General features: G+C 58.6%; 13 protein-coding genes. 10 read left to right on the top strand and 3 right to left on the bottom strand.

The genetic code is table 11. The features are described 5' to 3' along the window. Positions 1–6 precede the first annotated feature (6 nt). Complete coding sequence (locus MLD04_RS00145; RefSeq protein WP_248153441.1) at positions 7–870, bottom strand: thioredoxin family protein; 864 nt, start codon at positions 868–870, stop codon at positions 7–9. Between the two features lie 232 nt (positions 871–1102). Here MLD04_RS00145 and lon point away from each other — a divergent pair, with 232 nt between their 5' ends. Continuing rightward, positions 1103–3553, top strand: coding sequence for an endopeptidase La (lon, locus tag MLD04_RS00140; RefSeq protein WP_248153439.1), 2451 nt, complete (start codon positions 1103–1105; stop codon positions 3551–3553). A gap of 21 nt (positions 3554–3574) precedes the next feature. Here the strand turns inward: lon and MLD04_RS00135 are convergent, their stop codons facing one another. Further along, a complete protein-coding gene (locus MLD04_RS00135) occupies positions 3575–4159 on the bottom strand; it encodes a MarR family winged helix-turn-helix transcriptional regulator (protein ID WP_248153437.1) in 585 nt (194 codons plus the stop codon). A 200-nt stretch (positions 4160–4359) separates the two neighbouring features. On the opposite strand from MLD04_RS00135, the gene MLD04_RS00130 reads away from it, so the two are divergent. From MLD04_RS00130 to MLD04_RS00090, 9 genes are all read left to right on the top strand, one after another. Then, complete coding sequence (locus MLD04_RS00130) at positions 4360–5268, top strand: tetratricopeptide repeat protein (protein ID WP_248153436.1); 909 nt, start codon at positions 4360–4362, stop codon at positions 5266–5268. Positions 5269–5446: 178 nt separating this feature from the next. After that, on the top strand, positions 5447–6559 hold the full coding sequence (locus tag MLD04_RS00125; protein WP_248153434.1) for a branched-chain amino acid ABC transporter substrate-binding protein: 1113 nt from the start codon (positions 5447–5449) through the stop codon (positions 6557–6559). 162 nt (positions 6560–6721) lie between these two features. Continuing rightward, positions 6722–7645, top strand: coding sequence for a high-affinity branched-chain amino acid ABC transporter permease LivH (gene livH / locus MLD04_RS00120; RefSeq protein ID WP_248153432.1), 924 nt, complete (start codon positions 6722–6724; stop codon positions 7643–7645). Continuing rightward, a complete protein-coding gene (locus MLD04_RS00115) occupies positions 7645–8916 on the top strand; it encodes a high-affinity branched-chain amino acid ABC transporter permease LivM (protein WP_248153430.1) in 1272 nt (423 codons plus the stop codon). The genes livH and MLD04_RS00115 overlap by 1 nt, the downstream gene beginning before the upstream one ends. A gap of 6 nt (positions 8917–8922) precedes the next feature. Then, on the top strand, positions 8923–9678 hold the full coding sequence (gene livG, locus MLD04_RS00110) for a high-affinity branched-chain amino acid ABC transporter ATP-binding protein LivG (protein ID WP_248153428.1): 756 nt from the start codon (positions 8923–8925) through the stop codon (positions 9676–9678). A gap of 9 nt (positions 9679–9687) precedes the next feature. Beyond that, positions 9688–10389, top strand: a complete 702-nt coding sequence (locus tag MLD04_RS00105; protein ID WP_248153426.1) for an ABC transporter ATP-binding protein — start codon at positions 9688–9690, stop codon at positions 10387–10389. A 245-nt stretch (positions 10390–10634) separates the two neighbouring features. Continuing rightward, complete coding sequence (locus MLD04_RS00100; protein ID WP_248153424.1) at positions 10635–11099, top strand: DUF3015 domain-containing protein; 465 nt, start codon at positions 10635–10637, stop codon at positions 11097–11099. 81 nt (positions 11100–11180) lie between these two features. Further along, the gene (locus MLD04_RS00095) at positions 11181–13049 is read left to right on the top strand and encodes an Lnb N-terminal periplasmic domain-containing protein (RefSeq protein ID WP_248153422.1); all 1869 of its coding nucleotides are present in this window, start codon (positions 11181–11183) and stop codon (positions 13047–13049) included. Beyond that, positions 13019–13903: an alpha/beta hydrolase gene (locus MLD04_RS00090; RefSeq protein WP_248153420.1), complete on the top strand. Its 885-nt coding sequence runs from the start codon at positions 13019–13021 to the stop codon at positions 13901–13903. Before MLD04_RS00095 ends, MLD04_RS00090 begins: the two co-directional genes overlap by 31 nt. Before the next feature lie 67 nt (positions 13904–13970). Here the strand turns inward: MLD04_RS00090 and pnp are convergent, their stop codons facing one another. Next, positions 13971–16085 carry a polyribonucleotide nucleotidyltransferase gene (gene pnp, locus MLD04_RS00085; protein ID WP_248155345.1) on the bottom strand — a complete coding sequence of 705 codons (2115 nt, stop codon included), beginning with the start codon at positions 16083–16085 and terminating at the stop codon, positions 13971–13973. Between the last annotated feature and the right edge of the window lie 254 nt (positions 16086–16339).

Genomic DNA, 16339 nt, shown 5'->3' with positions numbered 1-16339 from the left:
TCAGGATCAATGCATGAGCGTGTATAGCTTCCGGCGATAAGTCCGAACGTCCGGGTTGTTGTTGCCCAGCTTGTCGAACAGCTCAATCAGGGTGGTCCTGGCAACGCCGTCCTTATAGGTGCTGTCAGCCTGCATCAGCCGAATCAGCAGATCCATGGCTTCCGCGTTTTCCTCTCTCAAAACACGATGCAAGGCCAATTGGTGCAGTGCGTTCGGGTCCTTCGGATTCTGCTCCAGCGCCATCTCCAGATCCTTGACCGGAGGCAGCTCCGCCGACTGTTTCAGGAACTTCACTCGCGCCGCCAGCTGCCGGGCCTGGTGCTGCATCTTTTCTTCCGGCGGGAGGCTCTCGAGTACCTGCTCTGCGGTCTCAAGGTCGCCCATTTCCGCCTTCAGCTGGGCCAGATCAATCAGGACTTTCAGGTTTTCGGGATCTTTCTGGTTCATCTCAGAGAGGATCGCCAGGGCACCTTCCGCATCGCCCTCTTCCCAGATCCGGTGAGCTTTGTCGTAGGGGTCTTCCTTCGGTGCTTCAACATGCTTGTCCAGAACCTTGCGGATCTCGCTCTCGGGCAGCGCGCCGTTGAAACCGTCCACGGCCTGGCCATCCTTCACCAGGATCACGGTCGGCAGGCTCCGGACACCCAGGCTGGCGGTCAACTGCTGCTGCTCATCGGCATTCACCTTGGCCAGCATGAAAGCGCCTGCATACTCATCCGCCAGCTTCTGGAGCAGCGGCATGAGTTGCTTGCAGGGCGCGCACCATTCCGCCCAGACATCGACCAGGATGGGCGTTGTTGCAGAGGCATCCATCACCTGCTGCTGGAAATTCTCCATGGTGGCATCGAAAACGTACGGCGAATTGCTCATTGGGGTACCCGAACCGTTAAGTGCATTGCGTGAATGAATCTGACTGATTCATGGGGCCGGCGCCCGGAAAATCAAGCGCCACTGGCGACAGACTCCTTGCGCCTACGGTAAAACCAAATCCTTGAAATAGCCGTAATCGCCGCTAGATAGGCTAGTAACACGATGGCACGGGCCAGCGACGACGAATATCAACTCCGCCCGACGACAACTTTCAGGATGGACGCATCACGGCATGAATGACGAGCACCACAAAGACGGCTTTGAGGAATTCGAAGAAGACGTGACCGAGTACATTGGTAAGGACGAACACAGTAAAAGCCTCGCCCTGCCCCGGCAGATCATGCCGAGGCGCATGTATGTCCTGCCGGTGTCGAACCGGCCCTTTTTCCCGGCCCAGGTACAGCCGGTGATGGTAAATCAGGACCCCTGGCACGAAACCCTCAAACGGGTGGGCGAAACCGACCACCACGTTCTGGGCATCTGCTACGTTGAGGAACACGACGCCGAACAGGGCATTCCGGACAGCGCAGACCTGGAAACCATCGGCTGTGCAGTCCGGGTTCATCATGCCCAGAAGGAAGGCGGCAAGGTCCAGTTCATCGCCCAGGGCCTCCAGCGATTCCGGATCGTCCAGTGGCTCCGGCGCAAGCCCCCCTACCTGGTGGAAGTGGAATATCCCGCCGAGCCGGAGGAGGACGCCGACGAGCTCAAGGCGTACACCCTGGCCATCATCAGCACCATCAAGGAGTTGCTCCGCACCAACCCGCTCTATGGCGAGGAAGTGAAGCAGTACCTGTCACGCTTTGGCCCGGATGACAGTTCGCCCCTGGCCGATTTTGGCGCGTCCATGACCAGCGCACCCGGGGCTGAATTGCAGGATGTCCTCGATACCGTCCCTCTGCTCAGACGCATGGAAAAGGTGTTGCTCCTGATGCGCAAGGAGCAGGAGGTCGCCCGCCTGCAGTCCGAGATCAGCGAAGAGGTCAATGAAAAAGTCCAGAAACACCAGCGGGAATTCTTCCTGCGCGAGCAGCTGAAGGTGATTCAGCGCGAACTGGGTATGGCAAAGGACGACAAGACCGCCGATGCCGAGCGGTTCGAGGAACGCATGGCGAAACTCGACCCACCCGAACCGGTACTTGAGCGCTATCGGGACGAACTCCAGAAGCTGCAGGTACTGGAGCAGGGCTCGCCGGAGTACGGTGTGACCCGCAATTACCTGGACTGGATCACTCAGGTTCCGTGGGGACAATTCTCCGAGGACCACTTTGATCTCGCCGAGGCCCGACGCATCCTGGACCGGGACCACGATGGCCTTGACGACGTCAAGGACCGCATCATCGAGTTCCTGGCCGAAGGCACGTTCAAGGGGGAAGTCAGCGGCTCCATACTGCTACTGGTGGGCCCACCGGGCGTTGGCAAAACCTCCATCGGCCACTCGGTCGCGGATGCGCTCGGCCGCGAATTCTATCGCTTCAGCGTCGGCGGCATGCGCGATGAGGCAGAGATCAAGGGCCATCGGAGAACCTACATCGGCGCCATGCCCGGCAAATTTGTCCAGGCCCTGAAAGACTCCAAGGTCGCCAACCCGGTGATCATGCTGGATGAAATCGACAAGATCGGGGCGTCCTATCAGGGTGATCCCGCCTCGGCATTGCTCGAGACCCTGGATCCGGAGCAGAACCGGGAGTTCCTGGACCACTACCTGGATGTCCGCATGGACCTGTCCAAGGTGCTGTTCATCTGTACGGCGAACCAGCTGGACACCATTCCCCGGCCACTGCTGGACCGGATGGATGTTATTCGTCTGTCCGGCTACATCACCGAAGAAAAGCTGGCCATTGCCAAACACCACCTGATGCCCCGACTGCTGAAGCGGGCCGGACTGCTGAAAAAACAGCTGAACGTCACGGATGCAGCCCTGAAGCAGGTGATCGAGGGCTACGCCCGGGAAGCCGGGGTCCGAAACCTGGAAAAGCTCCTGCACAAGATCATTCGCAAGGGCATCGTGAAGCTTCTGGGCCATCCAGACAAACCGGTGAAGGTCGGCGTGGCTGATTTGCCCGACTACCTCGGCCAACCCGCGTTCCGTCGGGAAAAATCCCTCAAGGGCATTGGCGTGGTGACCGGTCTCGCCTGGACCGCGATGGGCGGCGCCACCCTTAGCATAGAGGCATCCCGGATCCACAGCAGCCAGCGCGGCTTCAAACTGACCGGCCAGCTCGGGGATGTCATGAAGGAGTCGGCGGAAATCGCCTACAGCTATGTCTCCTCGAATCTGAAGCGGTTCAAGGGCGATCCCACATTCTTCGACAAATCGTTCGTGCATCTGCACGTGCCCGAGGGTGCGACCCCCAAGGATGGGCCAAGCGCCGGCGTCACCATGGCCACGGCCCTGCTTTCCATTGCCCGCAGGGAAGCACCGCAGCTGAACGTCGCCATGACCGGGGAGCTCACGCTGACCGGCCAGGTACTGCCCGTGGGCGGTATTCGGGAAAAGGTCATCGCGGCACGGCGGCAACGAATCGACAATCTGATCCTGCCGGAAGCCAACCGTGGCGACTACGAGGAATTACCGGACTATCTGAGGGAAGGTCTGACGGTCAATTTCGCCAGGCACTACAATGACGTGTTCCAGGTGTGCTTCGGCAACAAGCCGAAGTCGAAATCCTCGGTACACTGAATGGAAGGGGAAAGGCAGGGGTCAGCCTTTCCCCTTCCAGCCGTCATCTTTCAGAACAGAGCCGACGGTCAGCACCGGTGACGCATCAATGTCGTCAGCATCCATCATGTTGGCGACGCGCTGCAGGGACGCCAGGATCATGGTCTGCTCCCATTCATGCAGGCTCTGGAATTTCTGGATGAAGTCTTCCTGCAGCGGATTCGGGGCCCGGGCCAGAATCTCAGATCCCTCCTCCGTCAGGTGAGCGTGCACCTTGCGCTTATCCTTGGTGCTGCGCACCCGGTAGACGAGTTTGCGATGCTCCAGCCGGTCCAGGATGGTGGTGACCGTCGCCTGGCTCAGGCTCACCTTGTCGGCTATGGTCCCGATGGTCACCTCGCCCAGATCCCTGATGGTGCGCATGATCAGCAACTGTGGGCCAGTCAGGCCAGCGTGCTTGCTCAGACGCTTGGAATGAAGATCCGTCGCCCGGATCACACGACGCAACGCCACGAGTACCTGCTCGTAGTTGTTCGCAACGTTACTCCGGCCCTGGTCCGTACTCTCGACCTGATCACTGCCTTGGGACGAGTTGGCACTCACAGTCTTTGGACTGGACATCAGCATCTGCCTCGTTTTCGTAATCTCTGCCATGGACTGACTTGCTTATACCTCTAATTATTAGAGGTCTTTGCACCGCGGAATGCAAGTACGGGGTTTTACCGGCAAAGTATACTGCGCCCCCTTCTGCCAACCGGCGTTTCTTCTCGTAGCCACTATGCTAAGGTCATGACCTTCTTCATTTTCCGAAAAACGGACGAAACCCGATGACCAGACATCTCGTCGCCCTTTTCGTACTGCTTGGCATGGCCGGCACCCTGCAGGCCCAGGAAACCACAACACCCGACAAGAGCGTCACCGCCGCGGACGTACAGAAGCGGATCCAGAATCTGGACAAGCCCATGTACACCCCCTTTGTGGAGAGTTACCTGCTTCAGGAAACCAAAGACCTGCGCCGGGAAATCCAGAATACCCGGGCAGAACTGATCGAGAAGGTCGTCGACAAGGAGCTGTCCGTGGCGGACAAGAGCATGTCCTACGCCACCGACACCGTCACCTATTTCTTCTACCTCATTGCCGGCGCCACCTCGATACTCGTGGTCATTGGCTGGAACTCGATCCGGGACATGCGAAACCAGCTTGGCAGCGTGGCGGAAAAGCGCGTGAACGAGCTTGTCGTCGAATATGAAAGCCGCCTCAAGTCGATCGAGGAGCAGCTGCAGCAGAAATCGGACATCATCCAGCAGAACCAGGAAGAAATCGAGCGCACCAATGAGGTGCATTCGCTCTGGCTTAAAGCAAGCCAGGAAACCTCCCAGCAGAACAAGATCGCCGCCTACGACCGCATCCTCGACATGCGACCCGACGACGTCGAGGCTCTCAGCTACAAAGCCGACGCGGTTCTCGAAATGCAGGAACCCCTGTGGGCCATCAGCCTGTGCCAGCGGGCGCTGCGACTGGCCCCTGACAATGGGCACGCGCACTATCAGCTGGCCTGTGCCTACGCGGAGATAGGCCGCTGGGAGGACGCCGTCAGCACACTCGAGAAGGCGATCGACATCTCCGAAGCCTACCGGGACGACGCCTCGGTGGATCCGAGTTTTGAGCAGTTGCTTGAACACGAAAGCTTCCGCACACTGGTCTTCCCCGATCAGGACGAACCGACAGACACATAACGGAACTCAGAGCGGCACGCAGTTTGCTCCCCTACTCGGTGTTAATGACATTGCCGCTGTGCAATGCCCTGTTCCGGAGCAAACACTGGCCCGATCTGCTTGACAAGGGGTGGTGCGTGGTGTTTGTTTAACGCTCTGAGAACACAAGAATAACCCTGAACCAAACAGGACTGACCCAATGAGAATCTCAGTTAAGAAACTCGCAACCGCTGTTAGCGCCTCCGTTGCCCTGATGGCCGCTGGCCAGGCATCCGCAGAAATCCAGATCGGCATTGCCGGCCCGATGACCGGACCCGTTGCCCAGTATGGCGACATGCAGTTTTCTGGTGCGCGCATGGCCATCAAGCGGATCAACGAAAATGGCGGCGTCATGGGCGAGAAGCTCGTCGGCGTTGAATACGATGACGTGTGTGACCCCAAACAGGCGGTCACCGTTGCCAACAGCCTGGTGAACGATGGCGTTCGCTTCGTGGTTGGCCACCTCTGCTCCAGCTCCACCCAGCCGGCTTCTGACATCTACGAAGACGAAGGCGTGCTGATGATCACACCGGCATCCACCAACCCGGACATCACTGACCGTGGCTACGAGCTGGTATTCCGGACCATCGGCCTGGACAGCATGCAGGGACCGGTTGCCGGTAACTACATCGCCAGTCAGAATCCGGAGCGGGTCGCGATCATTCACGACAAACAGCAGTACGGTGAAGGCATCGCCACCGCGGTACGCGATACCCTGAAAGACAAAGGCGTTGATATCGCCATGTTCGAAGGTATCACTGCCGGCGCCAAGGATTTCTCTTCGCTGATCTCCAAGCTCAAGCAGGCAGACGTCGACTACGTCTACTATGGCGGCTACCACCCGGAGCTGGGTCTGATTCTGCGTCAGGCAAAGCAGGCGGGTCTTGACGCCCAGTTCATGGGCCCCGAGGGCGTCGGTAACAAAGACATCAACACCATCGCTGGCGATGCGGCCGAAGGCCTGCTGGTCACCCTGCCCCCGAGCTTCGATAAAAAGTCCGAGAACCAGGATCTGGTCAAGGCGTTCGAAGATGCTGGCGAAGATCCGACTGGCCCCTTCGTACTCACCTCGTACACAGCGGTTCAGCTGATCGCCGATGGCATCGAAAAAGCGGATTCCACCGATCCGTTTGACGTCGCCGAGGCACTTCGCAGCGGCAGCTTCGACACACCGATCGGCACCGTTCAGTACGACAAGAAAGGTGATCTGAAGTCCTTTGACTTTGTCGTATACCGTTGGCATTCAGATGGCACGAAAACTCCGGTAAAATGAGCCAAAATCGTTAACTAACGGTAATAATGAGAGCACCTTCTCACCGCGATCCGGGAGAAGGTGTTTTTCTAGGTTCCCGTCGATTCTCCCCTACCCCCAGAGCGGAAAACCCGGTCTGTCGGTACGGAAGTGGAGGGAGCGGGCTTTCGGAGTTCAAAAACAATGCAAGACCTCCTGTATTTCTTTCAGCAGCTCGTGAATGGGCTGACGATCGGGAGCACCTACGCCCTGATCGCCATCGGTTACACGATGGTTTACGGCATCATCGGCATGATCAACTTTGCCCATGGTGAAATCTACATGATCGGCGCCTACACGGCCCTGATCGCCATTACCGGGCTGGCAACGCTCGGTGTTACCTGGCTTCCCCTGGTCCTCATCGTTGCCCTGATCTGCGCCATGATCGTATCGAGCGCCATGGGCTGGGCCGTTGAGCGGGTCGCCTATCGTCCGGTTCGCGGTCGACATCGCCTGATCCCGTTGATTTCGGCGATCGGCATGTCCATCTTCCTGCAGAACTACGTTCACCTCGCCCAGGGATCGCGCAACATCGGTTTCCCCGCCCTGATCCACGGTGGCTTTACCTTCGGCTCTCCGGATACCTTCCAGGCCCAGATCTCCTACATGCAGATCACCATATTCATCACCACCCTGATCTGCATGACGGCACTGTCGGTGTTCATCTCCCGCTCCCGGACAGGCCGCGCCTGTCGCGCCGTCTCCCAGGATCTCGGGATGGCAAACCTGCTGGGCATCGACACCAACCGGATCATTTCCGCCACCTTCGTCATTGGCGCAGCGCTTGCTGCGGTCGCCGGCCTCCTGCTGGGCATGTACTACGGCTCCATTGATCCGCTCTTCGGCTTCATCGCCGGGCTCAAGGCCTTCACGGCAGCGGTTCTCGGGGGTATCGGAAGCATTCCCGGCGCCATGCTGGGGGGACTGGTCCTCGGAGTAGCGGAGAGTCTGACCTCCGGCTACCTGAGCGGGGAATACAAGGACGTGGTCTCGTTCGGCCTGTTGATTCTAATTCTGCTGTTCAAACCGACCGGCCTGCTCGGCAAACCGGAGGTTGAGAAGATCTGATGGCTGCTAACAATGTTCGACACGCGTTCTTCAGCGCGCTGATCACACTGATCATTTCCTACCCGATCCTCGGGCTTAATCTCGAGGCCCAGGGCATCAGCGTCACCCTCACGGGCGCTGACACTTCCACCGTGATTGCTATTTTCATTGCCGTCATCGTGGTCTTTGTATTCCAGTTGTTCCGCGAACGACTGATGGACAAAATCCGGGAACTGCCAATCCTGAGTGCCCGCGCACACAAGGAACCGATGGCCGAGAACAAGCGTGCCAAAATTGAGTCCTGGATCATTACCGGCATCGTCGTACTGGCGCTATTCTGGCCGTTCTTCGTATCCCGGGGTGCGGTGGATCTGGCCACACTGGTACTGATCTACATCATGCTGGCGCTGGGCCTGAATGTGGTTGTCGGCCTTGCCGGCCTGCTCGACCTGGGTTATGTGGCGTTCTATGCGGTCGGGGCCTATACCTTCGCGCTGCTGGCACAGTACGCCGATTTCTCCTTCTGGATGGCCTTGCCCGTCGGCGCCTGCCTGGCCGCCCTGTTCGGCCTGGTGCTCGGTTTCCCGGTCCTGCGACTTCGAGGCGACTATCTGGCGATCGTCACGCTCGGTTTCGGTGAGATCATCCGGATTCTCCTGAACAACTGGACCACTCTGACCGGTGGCCCGAACGGTATTGGCGGGATCCCCGATCCGACGCTGTTCGGCATGGAGTTCGGTCGCAGGGTCAAGGGTGAAGGCAACACCTCGTTCCACGATACCTTCGGCATCGCCTACTCCGGTGAGCACAAGGTGATTTTCCTGTACCTGATCGCACTGGTACTGGCGGTGTTCACCGCCATGGTGATCCGCCGGTTTATGCGGATGCCGGTCGGCCGCGCCTGGGAAGCCCTACGTGAGGATGAAATCGCCGCCCGCTCCCTGGGCCTGAGCCGGACCGCTGTCAAACTGTCCGCCTTTACCATTGGCGCATTCTTCGCCGGCTTCTCCGGCACCGTCTTCGCATCCAAGCAGGGCTTCATCAGTCCGGAATCGTTCGTGTTCCTGGAATCGGCCATTGTTCTGGCCATCGTCGTACTTGGCGGCATGGGCTCGCAGATCGGGGTCATTCTGGCCGCCATTGCGGTCACCATCCTGCCGGAGCTGGCTCGCGAGTTCTCCGAATACCGGATGCTCATCTTTGGCGCCGCCATGGTGCTGATGATGGTCTGGCGACCCCAGGGCCTGATGCCCATGCGCCGCATTCATATCGAACTGAACAGGCAGGAGTAACGGACGATGCTTGAAGTACAGAATCTGTCCATGCGCTTCGGCGGCCTGCTGGCGGTGGACCAGGTATCCCTGGATGTCCAGGAACGGGAAATTGTCTCGATCATCGGCCCCAACGGGGCCGGTAAAACAACCGTCTTCAACTGCTTGAGCGGGTTTTACCGGCCAACCGGCGGCAAGATCATTTTTCAGGGCAAGGAAATCCAGGGCAAACCCGACTACAAAATATCCCGACTGGGAATGGTGAGAACCTTCCAGCATGTGCGGCTGTTCAGCAGCATGACCGTGGTGGAAAACCTGCTGGTGGCCCAGCATCGGCACCTGAACACCAACCTGATCGCGGGTCTCCTGAAAACGCCGGATTACCGGGAACGGGAGAAAAAATCCCTGGAACGGGCACGGTACTGGCTGGAGCGTGTTGGCCTGATCGATCTGGCCAACCGGGAATCCGGCAACCTGGCGTATGGCCAGCAACGTCGGCTGGAGATCGCCCGTTGCATGGTGACCGAGCCCAAGCTGCTGATGCTTGATGAGCCCGCCGCAGGCCTCAACCCGGCGGAAACGAAAGACCTCAATCAGCTGATCGTCAGCCTGAAAGAGGACTACAACGTGTCCGTGGTGCTGATCGAGCACGACATGAGTCTTGTCATGGACATCTCCGACCGGATCAATGTCATCAACCAGGGGCGCCCCCTGGCCAGCGGCAAACCGGAAGAGATCCGTAACAACGACGACGTGATCAAAGCGTATCTGGGTGAGGCCTGAGGAATAACCATGCTAGTACTTGAGAATGTTCATACCCATTACGGGAAGATCGAGGCGTTGCACGGTGTTTCCGTTGAGGTCAATCAAGGCGAGATCGTATCGCTCATCGGCGCCAATGGCGCCGGCAAGACGACTCTGCTGATGACCGTCTGCGGATCGCCGCAGGCAAGTTCCGGCAGTGTGTTTCTCGAAGGCCGGGACATTACCCACGCGCCGACCGCCAGCATCATGCGATCGGGTATTGCCATTGTCCCGGAAGGTCGCCGGGTGTTCTCCGGCCTGACCGTCGAGGAAAACCTCCATATGGGGGGCTTCTTCAACAGCAAGGCCGAGATCCGGAAGAGCCAGGACCACGTCTACGAGCTCTTTCCCCGCCTGAAGGAGCGCGAGCACCAGCGCGCCGGCACCATGTCGGGTGGCGAGCAACAGATGCTGGCCATCGGCCGGGCATTGATGAGCAAGCCCCGGATGATCATCCTGGATGAGCCGTCGCTGGGACTGGCGCCGATCGTAATCCAGCAGATCTTCGAGATCATTGGCCAGCTCAGGGAAGAAGGCATTACGGTCTTCCTGGTGGAACAGAATGCCCACCAGGCCCTCAGCCTGGCTGACCGCGGCTATGTACTGGAAACGGGGCGGATCCGGCTGCACGATACCGGCGCCAACCTGCTGGCCAATCCGGACGTCCGGAACGCCTATCTGGGCGGCTGATCCGCTGGTTTTCTCCTCTGAATGAAACAGGGCTTCTCCGGAAGCCCTGTTTTTTACTCCCGATTTTCCAAAAAAATCAACCAGTCATCGACTGCTACATTTCCTAATCGCAGTTTTGAACTATACTCCAGATAACGGTCTCCCTGTCTCCACAGGATCCCGTCAGGGCCGTTTCTGCCGGGCCGGCCTTTGAGCTGGCCCGGCGGTCAATGCGACGACAGCAAAATCAATACAAGGAGTGGATAATGAAAAAACTGATCGCAGGTGCAATTCTTCTGGGTGCCTCTTCCATGGCCTTCGCCCAGCCAGGCTGTGGTGTTGGCGCCATGATCTGGAAGGGTCAGTCCGGTATTGCTCCACACGTTCTGGCCGCCACCACCAATGGTACCTTTGGCAACCAGACGTTCGGCATGACCACTGGCACCCTGGGCTGTCGCACCAACGAGGCCGTTCAGTCCATGGCCATGTACATGAACAGCAATATCGACAAGGTAGCGCGTGACATGTCCCGCGGCTCCGGTGAAAACCTCGATACACTCGCCGTTCTGATGGGTGTTGACGAAGCCGACCGTGGCACTTTCCGTAAGGTAATGCAGGACAACTTCGCAACGATTTTCCCGAGCTCTGACACCACGTCCGACCAGGCGGTGGACGCTATCCTCGCATTGATGGAGCAGGACCAGAACCTGAGCAAGTACGTTCCCGCGTAATCACGCTCTCATCCAGGGATGACACGGCGCCATGGATGGCGCCTCATCACTCTCTTTACCAGGCCGGATAGATCATTTCCCATGGGCACTACCCTCCGTCGTACCGGGCACGCCTTGCTGTGGCTCTTGTTCAGCGTTCAACTCCAGGCCGCCGAACACCCCAACCTGAAAACACTGTCGAAAGATCCCGTCTGGCTTACCCTTGGCAATTACAGGCCTGATACATTCGGAGACGGGTATACCAGCCAGGCTGATGATCCCGCGTTTTTCCTCAGTCAAAACGGAAAACATTCGCCAGAGGCGGAGCTCGAAGCCACATTGACTGCCATCCAGAAACCGGGCGGAGGCGACAAGCACGCTCGGTGCCGTTTTCCGGCCCGGGATGCGTGGCTTCGCAAGACCCTCAAACTGCCCCGGACCAAGGTTTCCTGTCCCGCGTACGATGCCTGGCGGTCAAAGCTGAACACAGAAACCGTGACCCTGGTGTTCGCGGCCTCCTATCTGAACAGTCCGTCATCCATGTTTGGCCACACTTTCCTGCGGCTCGATCCGCCAGGCGATGATGAACACACCAATCTTTTGCTCGCCAACACCATTTCCTACGCCGCCGATGCCGGCGCAAGGGACAACGAGCTGATGTTTGCCTATCGGGGCATCTTCGGCGGTTATCCGGGGATCACCACCGTCCAGCCCTACTATGAAAAGGTCAAACTCTACTCAGACATCGAAAACCGGGATCTGTGGGAATACCGACTCAATCTCACCGACGAAGAGGTAGACCGCCTTCTTGCCCACGCCTGGGAAGTCGAGGACAAGAATTTCGATTACTACTTTTTCGACGAAAACTGCGCCTACCGCCTCCTTGCACTCATTGATGTGGCAAGGCCAGGCACCAACCTGCTGGACAAGGTGACCACCCACGCCATTCCGTCCGATACGGTCCGCTGGGTCGTCGACAAGAATCTGGTCAAGCAGGTCTATTACCGGCCATCGGCGAGCACGACGGTGAGCTATGAAGTCTCTACTCTTCCCGACGATCAGCAGACGCTTGCCGCCGCTATCGCCAATGGCTATGTAAAACCCGATGGTCCCGAACTGACGGCCCTCAGCGATGAGGCGCGGGCCCACGTGCTCGACGCCACCTACGACTACGTGCGCTATCAGAGCACCGAGGAAGCGTGGCCCAGAGACTATTCAGCACCTTTGTCGCGCAATCTCCTGGTAGCCCGCAGCCAGATCCAGGATGTCGATCCGATCCCGAGCCCCCCGGAGCCGGAGGTCCGGGACGACCAGGGCCACGATACTTTCCGGCTCAGCCTGGGTGGAGGTCGACTCGACGACCGGAATTTTACCCAACTGACGGTACGGCCGGCCTATCACGACCTGCTGGACCCGCCGGAAGGATATCGACCCGGCGCGCAGCTCCAGTTTCTTCGTCTGGACGCCCGTCTTTACACTGATAACGACGAACTCCAGCTGGAGCAGCTGACGGCAGTCGAAATCCGATCCCTGAGCCCCCGCAACCAGTTCTTCTCCCCGTTGTCCTGGCAGGTGGGCGTCGGCGCACGGCGAACGGAAACCGTCGACAAGCGGGTGTTATCGCCCTATCTCGATGGCGGCGCCGGCGGTAGCTGGCGGCTCGGCCCCTGGCTACAGGGCTATGCCATGGGCACCGCAGATCTGGAAGTGGATGATGACCTGAAGCGCGGATACGATTTCGCGCCGGGAGCCGATCTCGGCCTCATCCATCAAGGGACCCGTTTGAGCACCATGCTCGGCGTTCGATCCAAAGCCTGGATTGTAAGCAGCCAGCACCGGCAGGATGAACTGTACACACGTGCCTCCTGGCATGTGTCCCGGGACATCAGCCTGTATGGCCAGTTCAACCGGGAAAGACACTACGACAGGTACCAGAGCACATGGCAAGCCGGGCTTCATCTCTATTTCTGATCGTTCGCCGACTGCTCATCACAATCACACTGGTTGCGGCCGCCATCAGTCAAAGCGGCTGCAGCAGCGTATTTTTCTATCCGGACAAGGTCACCTACGTTACCCCGGACCGCCTCAACCTGGACTACCAGGACATCTATCTCGACACCGCCGATGGCGAAACCCTGCATGGATGGTGGCTTCCGGCCCAGACCAAAGGGTCAGCCCCCAAAGGCACGATCTACTACCTGCACGGCAACGCCCAGAACATCAGCAGCCACATCTTCAACGTGGCCTGGCTCCCCCCCGAGGGCTATAACGTTTTTACGATCGACTATCGGGGTTACGGAGAATCCACGGGTTCACCTGACCTGGAGGGTTCATTGCACGACGTGGAAGTGGGAATGCGGTGGCTGGCGACCTATCCCCCAGCACAACAAGGCCCCCTGTTTCTCCTCGGGCAAAGCCTTGGCGGCGGGCTTGGCATCGCGCTGGCCAGCGAATGGCAAACGCGGGGCGAACAGCCGCCCCTCTCAGGTGCCATTTTCGACAGCACCTTTGCGGGATTCCGGGCCATCGCCCGCGAGAAGCTGGGCAGTTTCTGGCTGACCTGGCCGTTCCAGATCCCCCTGAGCTGGACCATACCGGACGATTATGAAGGGGTGGACCGCATCGGCGACATAAGTCCCGTGCCGGTCATGATCATTCACAGCGTACGAGACGGGATTATCCCGTTCCATGACGGTCTGGCACTTTACCAGGCAGCAAAGGAGCCCAAAGAATTTCTCCGAACCGATACGCCTCACGCATCAACTTTTGTGATACCGGCCTACAAACAGGCGCTTCTGGAGTTTCTCGAAAAGACCGGAGACTGAAACGAAAAAACCCGCCAAATTGGCGGGTTTTTCAATGCCAGGGCCGGTCACCGACCGGCCACAGGGCTCACTCAGAAAAGTCGGTCGGCTGCTCGCCTTCCTTGACTTCCTTCATGGACAGCTTGACGCGACCACGGTTATCGACATCCAGCACTTTCACCAGCACTTCCTGACCTTCGCTGAGCTCGTCAATGACGTTCTCGATCCGACGATCTGAAATCTGGGAAATGTGCACAAGACCATCCTTGCCAGGCAGGATGTTCACGAAAGCACCGAAATCAACGATGCGCTCAACGCGACCCTTGTAGATAGCGCCGACCTCGATCTCCGCCGTGATTTCCTTGACGCGGTTTACCGCAGCCTGAGCGGCTTCCTGGTTATCGGCATAGATCTTCACATTGCCATCGTCGTCGAGATCGATGGAGGCTCCGGTCTCGTCACAGATGGCGCGAATGGTGGAACCACCCTTACCGATGACGTCACGGATCTTGTCCGGATGAATCTTGATGGTCGTAATGCTCGGCGCGCGTGAGGACAGTTCCGGACGCGACTCGGCGATCACCTTGTTCATCTCACCCAGAATGTGCAGGCGCGCTTCGTGGGCCTGCTCCAGGGCGAGTTCCATGATCTCGTCGGTAATGCCGTTGATCTTGATGTCCATCTGCAGAGCGGTGACACCGTCTTTGGTACCGGCAACCTTGAAGTCCATATCGCCGAGGTGATCTTCATCACCCAGAATGTCGGTCAGAACAGCAAACTTGTCGCCTTCCTTGACCAGGCCCATGGCAATACCGGCCACCGGCGCCTTGAGGGGCACGCCCGCGTCCATCAGCGCCAGGCTGGAACCACACACCGATGCCATGGAGCTGGAACCGTTGGATTCGGTGATCTCGGAAACCGCACGGATGGTGTAGGGGAATTCTTCAATCGTCGGCATGACCGCGGCAACACCACGCTTGGCCAGACGACCGTGACCGATCTCGCGACGACCCGGGCTGCCCATCCGACCGGCTTCACCGACCGAATACGGAGGGAAGTTGTAGTGGAACAGGAACGGATCCTTGCGCTCACCCTCGAGGGCATCGATGATCTGCATGTCACGGGCAGTGCCCAGAGTAGCAGTCACAATGGCCTGGGTCTCGCCACGGGTAAACAGGGCAGAACCGTGGGTGCTGGGCAGGACGCCTACTTCGATCTCGATCGGACGAACGGTCTTGTGGTCACGTCCGTCGATACGCGGCTTGCCATCGAGAACCTGCTGGCGAACCACGGTCTTCTCGATCTTGCCGAAGTACTTCTTGACCTCTTCCTCGGAAGGCTGGCCTTCCTCTTCACCGGCAAATTTCTCGACGGCGGCTGACTTGATCTCACCCAGACGAGTGTAGCGGGCCATCTTGTCACGGATGCTATAGGCTTCCTCGATGGCACCGGCGAACTCACCCTTGATCAGGTTCAGCAGTTCGGTATTTTCCGTCTCAGGCTGCCACTCCCAACGCGGCTTGCCATGCTCTGCCGCAAATTCCTTGATAGCGGTAACCGCAGTCTGCATCTGCTGGTGGGCGAACAGCACCGCACCCAGCATCTGGTCCTCGGTGAGGCCCTTGGCTTCGGACTCAACCATCAGAACCGCATCTTCGGTACCGGCCACAACCATATCCAGCTGAGAGGTCTCGAGTTCCTGGAAGGTCGGGTTGAGGAAGTAGCCGCGCTCATCGGTGAAGCCAACGCGTGACGCACCGATCGGGCCATCGAACGGAATACCGGAAATGGCCAACGCGGCAGACGCTGCCAGCATCGCGGCAATATCCGGGTCCTGGGTCTTGTTGGCCGACATTACCGTCAGCACGACCTGAACCTCGTTCATGTAGCCATTCGGGAACAGCGGACGAATCGGGCGGTCGATCAGGCGACTGGTCAGGGTTTCCTTCTCAGAAGGACGACCTTCGCGCTTGAAGAAGCCACCCGGGATCTTGCCCACGGCATAGGTCTTCTCGGTGTAGTTAACGGTCAGCGGGAAAAAGCCCTGGCCCGGCTTCGGTTCCTTGGCGCCAACGACGGTACCCAGCACGGATACGTCATCGATGGTGACCAGAACGGCACCCGTGGCTTGACGCGCAATGCGACCGGTCTCAAGGGTGACGGTCTTGTCGCCCAGCTCAAATGTTTTCGTAACAGGTTTCAATTCCACGAAAAACTCCTGCGAATATGTCAAATAAACAACGTGCTTTCCGGTTCATCCGGAAAACACTGAGAGCTGCAGGATTCTTGGGATATCGGCAGGCAACCCGTCTGAAAGCTAACAGGCTGTTGCAAAAACCCTGGGATGACAATGGCACCAGAAACGGGCCGGGGCTTTTCAACAACCTGCTATCAATTTCGGCTTTCGGTTACGACAGGGAACCCTGGAAATCACCGACAAATCAGCTGCAGATTTTC

The organism is Marinobacter koreensis, assembly GCF_023156285.1.
In the GTDB taxonomy this organism is placed as follows: Bacteria; Pseudomonadota; Gammaproteobacteria; order Pseudomonadales; family Oleiphilaceae; genus Marinobacter; species Marinobacter koreensis.
This window is presented reverse-complemented; position numbering and strand designations above follow the sequence as displayed.

What these genes read in the sequence shown, in the direction of transcription:
- MLD04_RS00145 (WP_248153441.1), bottom strand. Translation starts at nt 870, where the DNA reads ATGAGCAATTCGCCGTACGTTTTCGATGCCACCATGGAGAATTTCCAG.
- lon (WP_248153439.1), top strand. Translation starts at nt 1,103, where the DNA reads ATGAATGACGAGCACCACAAAGACGGCTTTGAGGAATTCGAAGAAGAC.
- MLD04_RS00135 (WP_248153437.1), bottom strand. Translation starts at nt 4,159, where the DNA reads ATGCTGATGTCCAGTCCAAAGACTGTGAGTGCCAACTCGTCCCAAGGC.
- MLD04_RS00130 (WP_248153436.1), top strand. Translation starts at nt 4,360, where the DNA reads ATGACCAGACATCTCGTCGCCCTTTTCGTACTGCTTGGCATGGCCGGC.
- MLD04_RS00125 (WP_248153434.1), top strand. Translation starts at nt 5,447, where the DNA reads ATGAGAATCTCAGTTAAGAAACTCGCAACCGCTGTTAGCGCCTCCGTT.
- livH (WP_248153432.1), top strand. Translation starts at nt 6,722, where the DNA reads ATGCAAGACCTCCTGTATTTCTTTCAGCAGCTCGTGAATGGGCTGACG.
- MLD04_RS00115 (WP_248153430.1), top strand. Translation starts at nt 7,645, where the DNA reads ATGGCTGCTAACAATGTTCGACACGCGTTCTTCAGCGCGCTGATCACA.
- livG (WP_248153428.1), top strand. Translation starts at nt 8,923, where the DNA reads ATGCTTGAAGTACAGAATCTGTCCATGCGCTTCGGCGGCCTGCTGGCG.
- MLD04_RS00105 (WP_248153426.1), top strand. Translation starts at nt 9,688, where the DNA reads ATGCTAGTACTTGAGAATGTTCATACCCATTACGGGAAGATCGAGGCG.
- MLD04_RS00100 (WP_248153424.1), top strand. Translation starts at nt 10,635, where the DNA reads ATGAAAAAACTGATCGCAGGTGCAATTCTTCTGGGTGCCTCTTCCATG.
- MLD04_RS00095 (WP_248153422.1), top strand. Translation starts at nt 11,181, where the DNA reads ATGGGCACTACCCTCCGTCGTACCGGGCACGCCTTGCTGTGGCTCTTG.
- MLD04_RS00090 (WP_248153420.1), top strand. Translation starts at nt 13,019, where the DNA reads ATGGCAAGCCGGGCTTCATCTCTATTTCTGATCGTTCGCCGACTGCTC.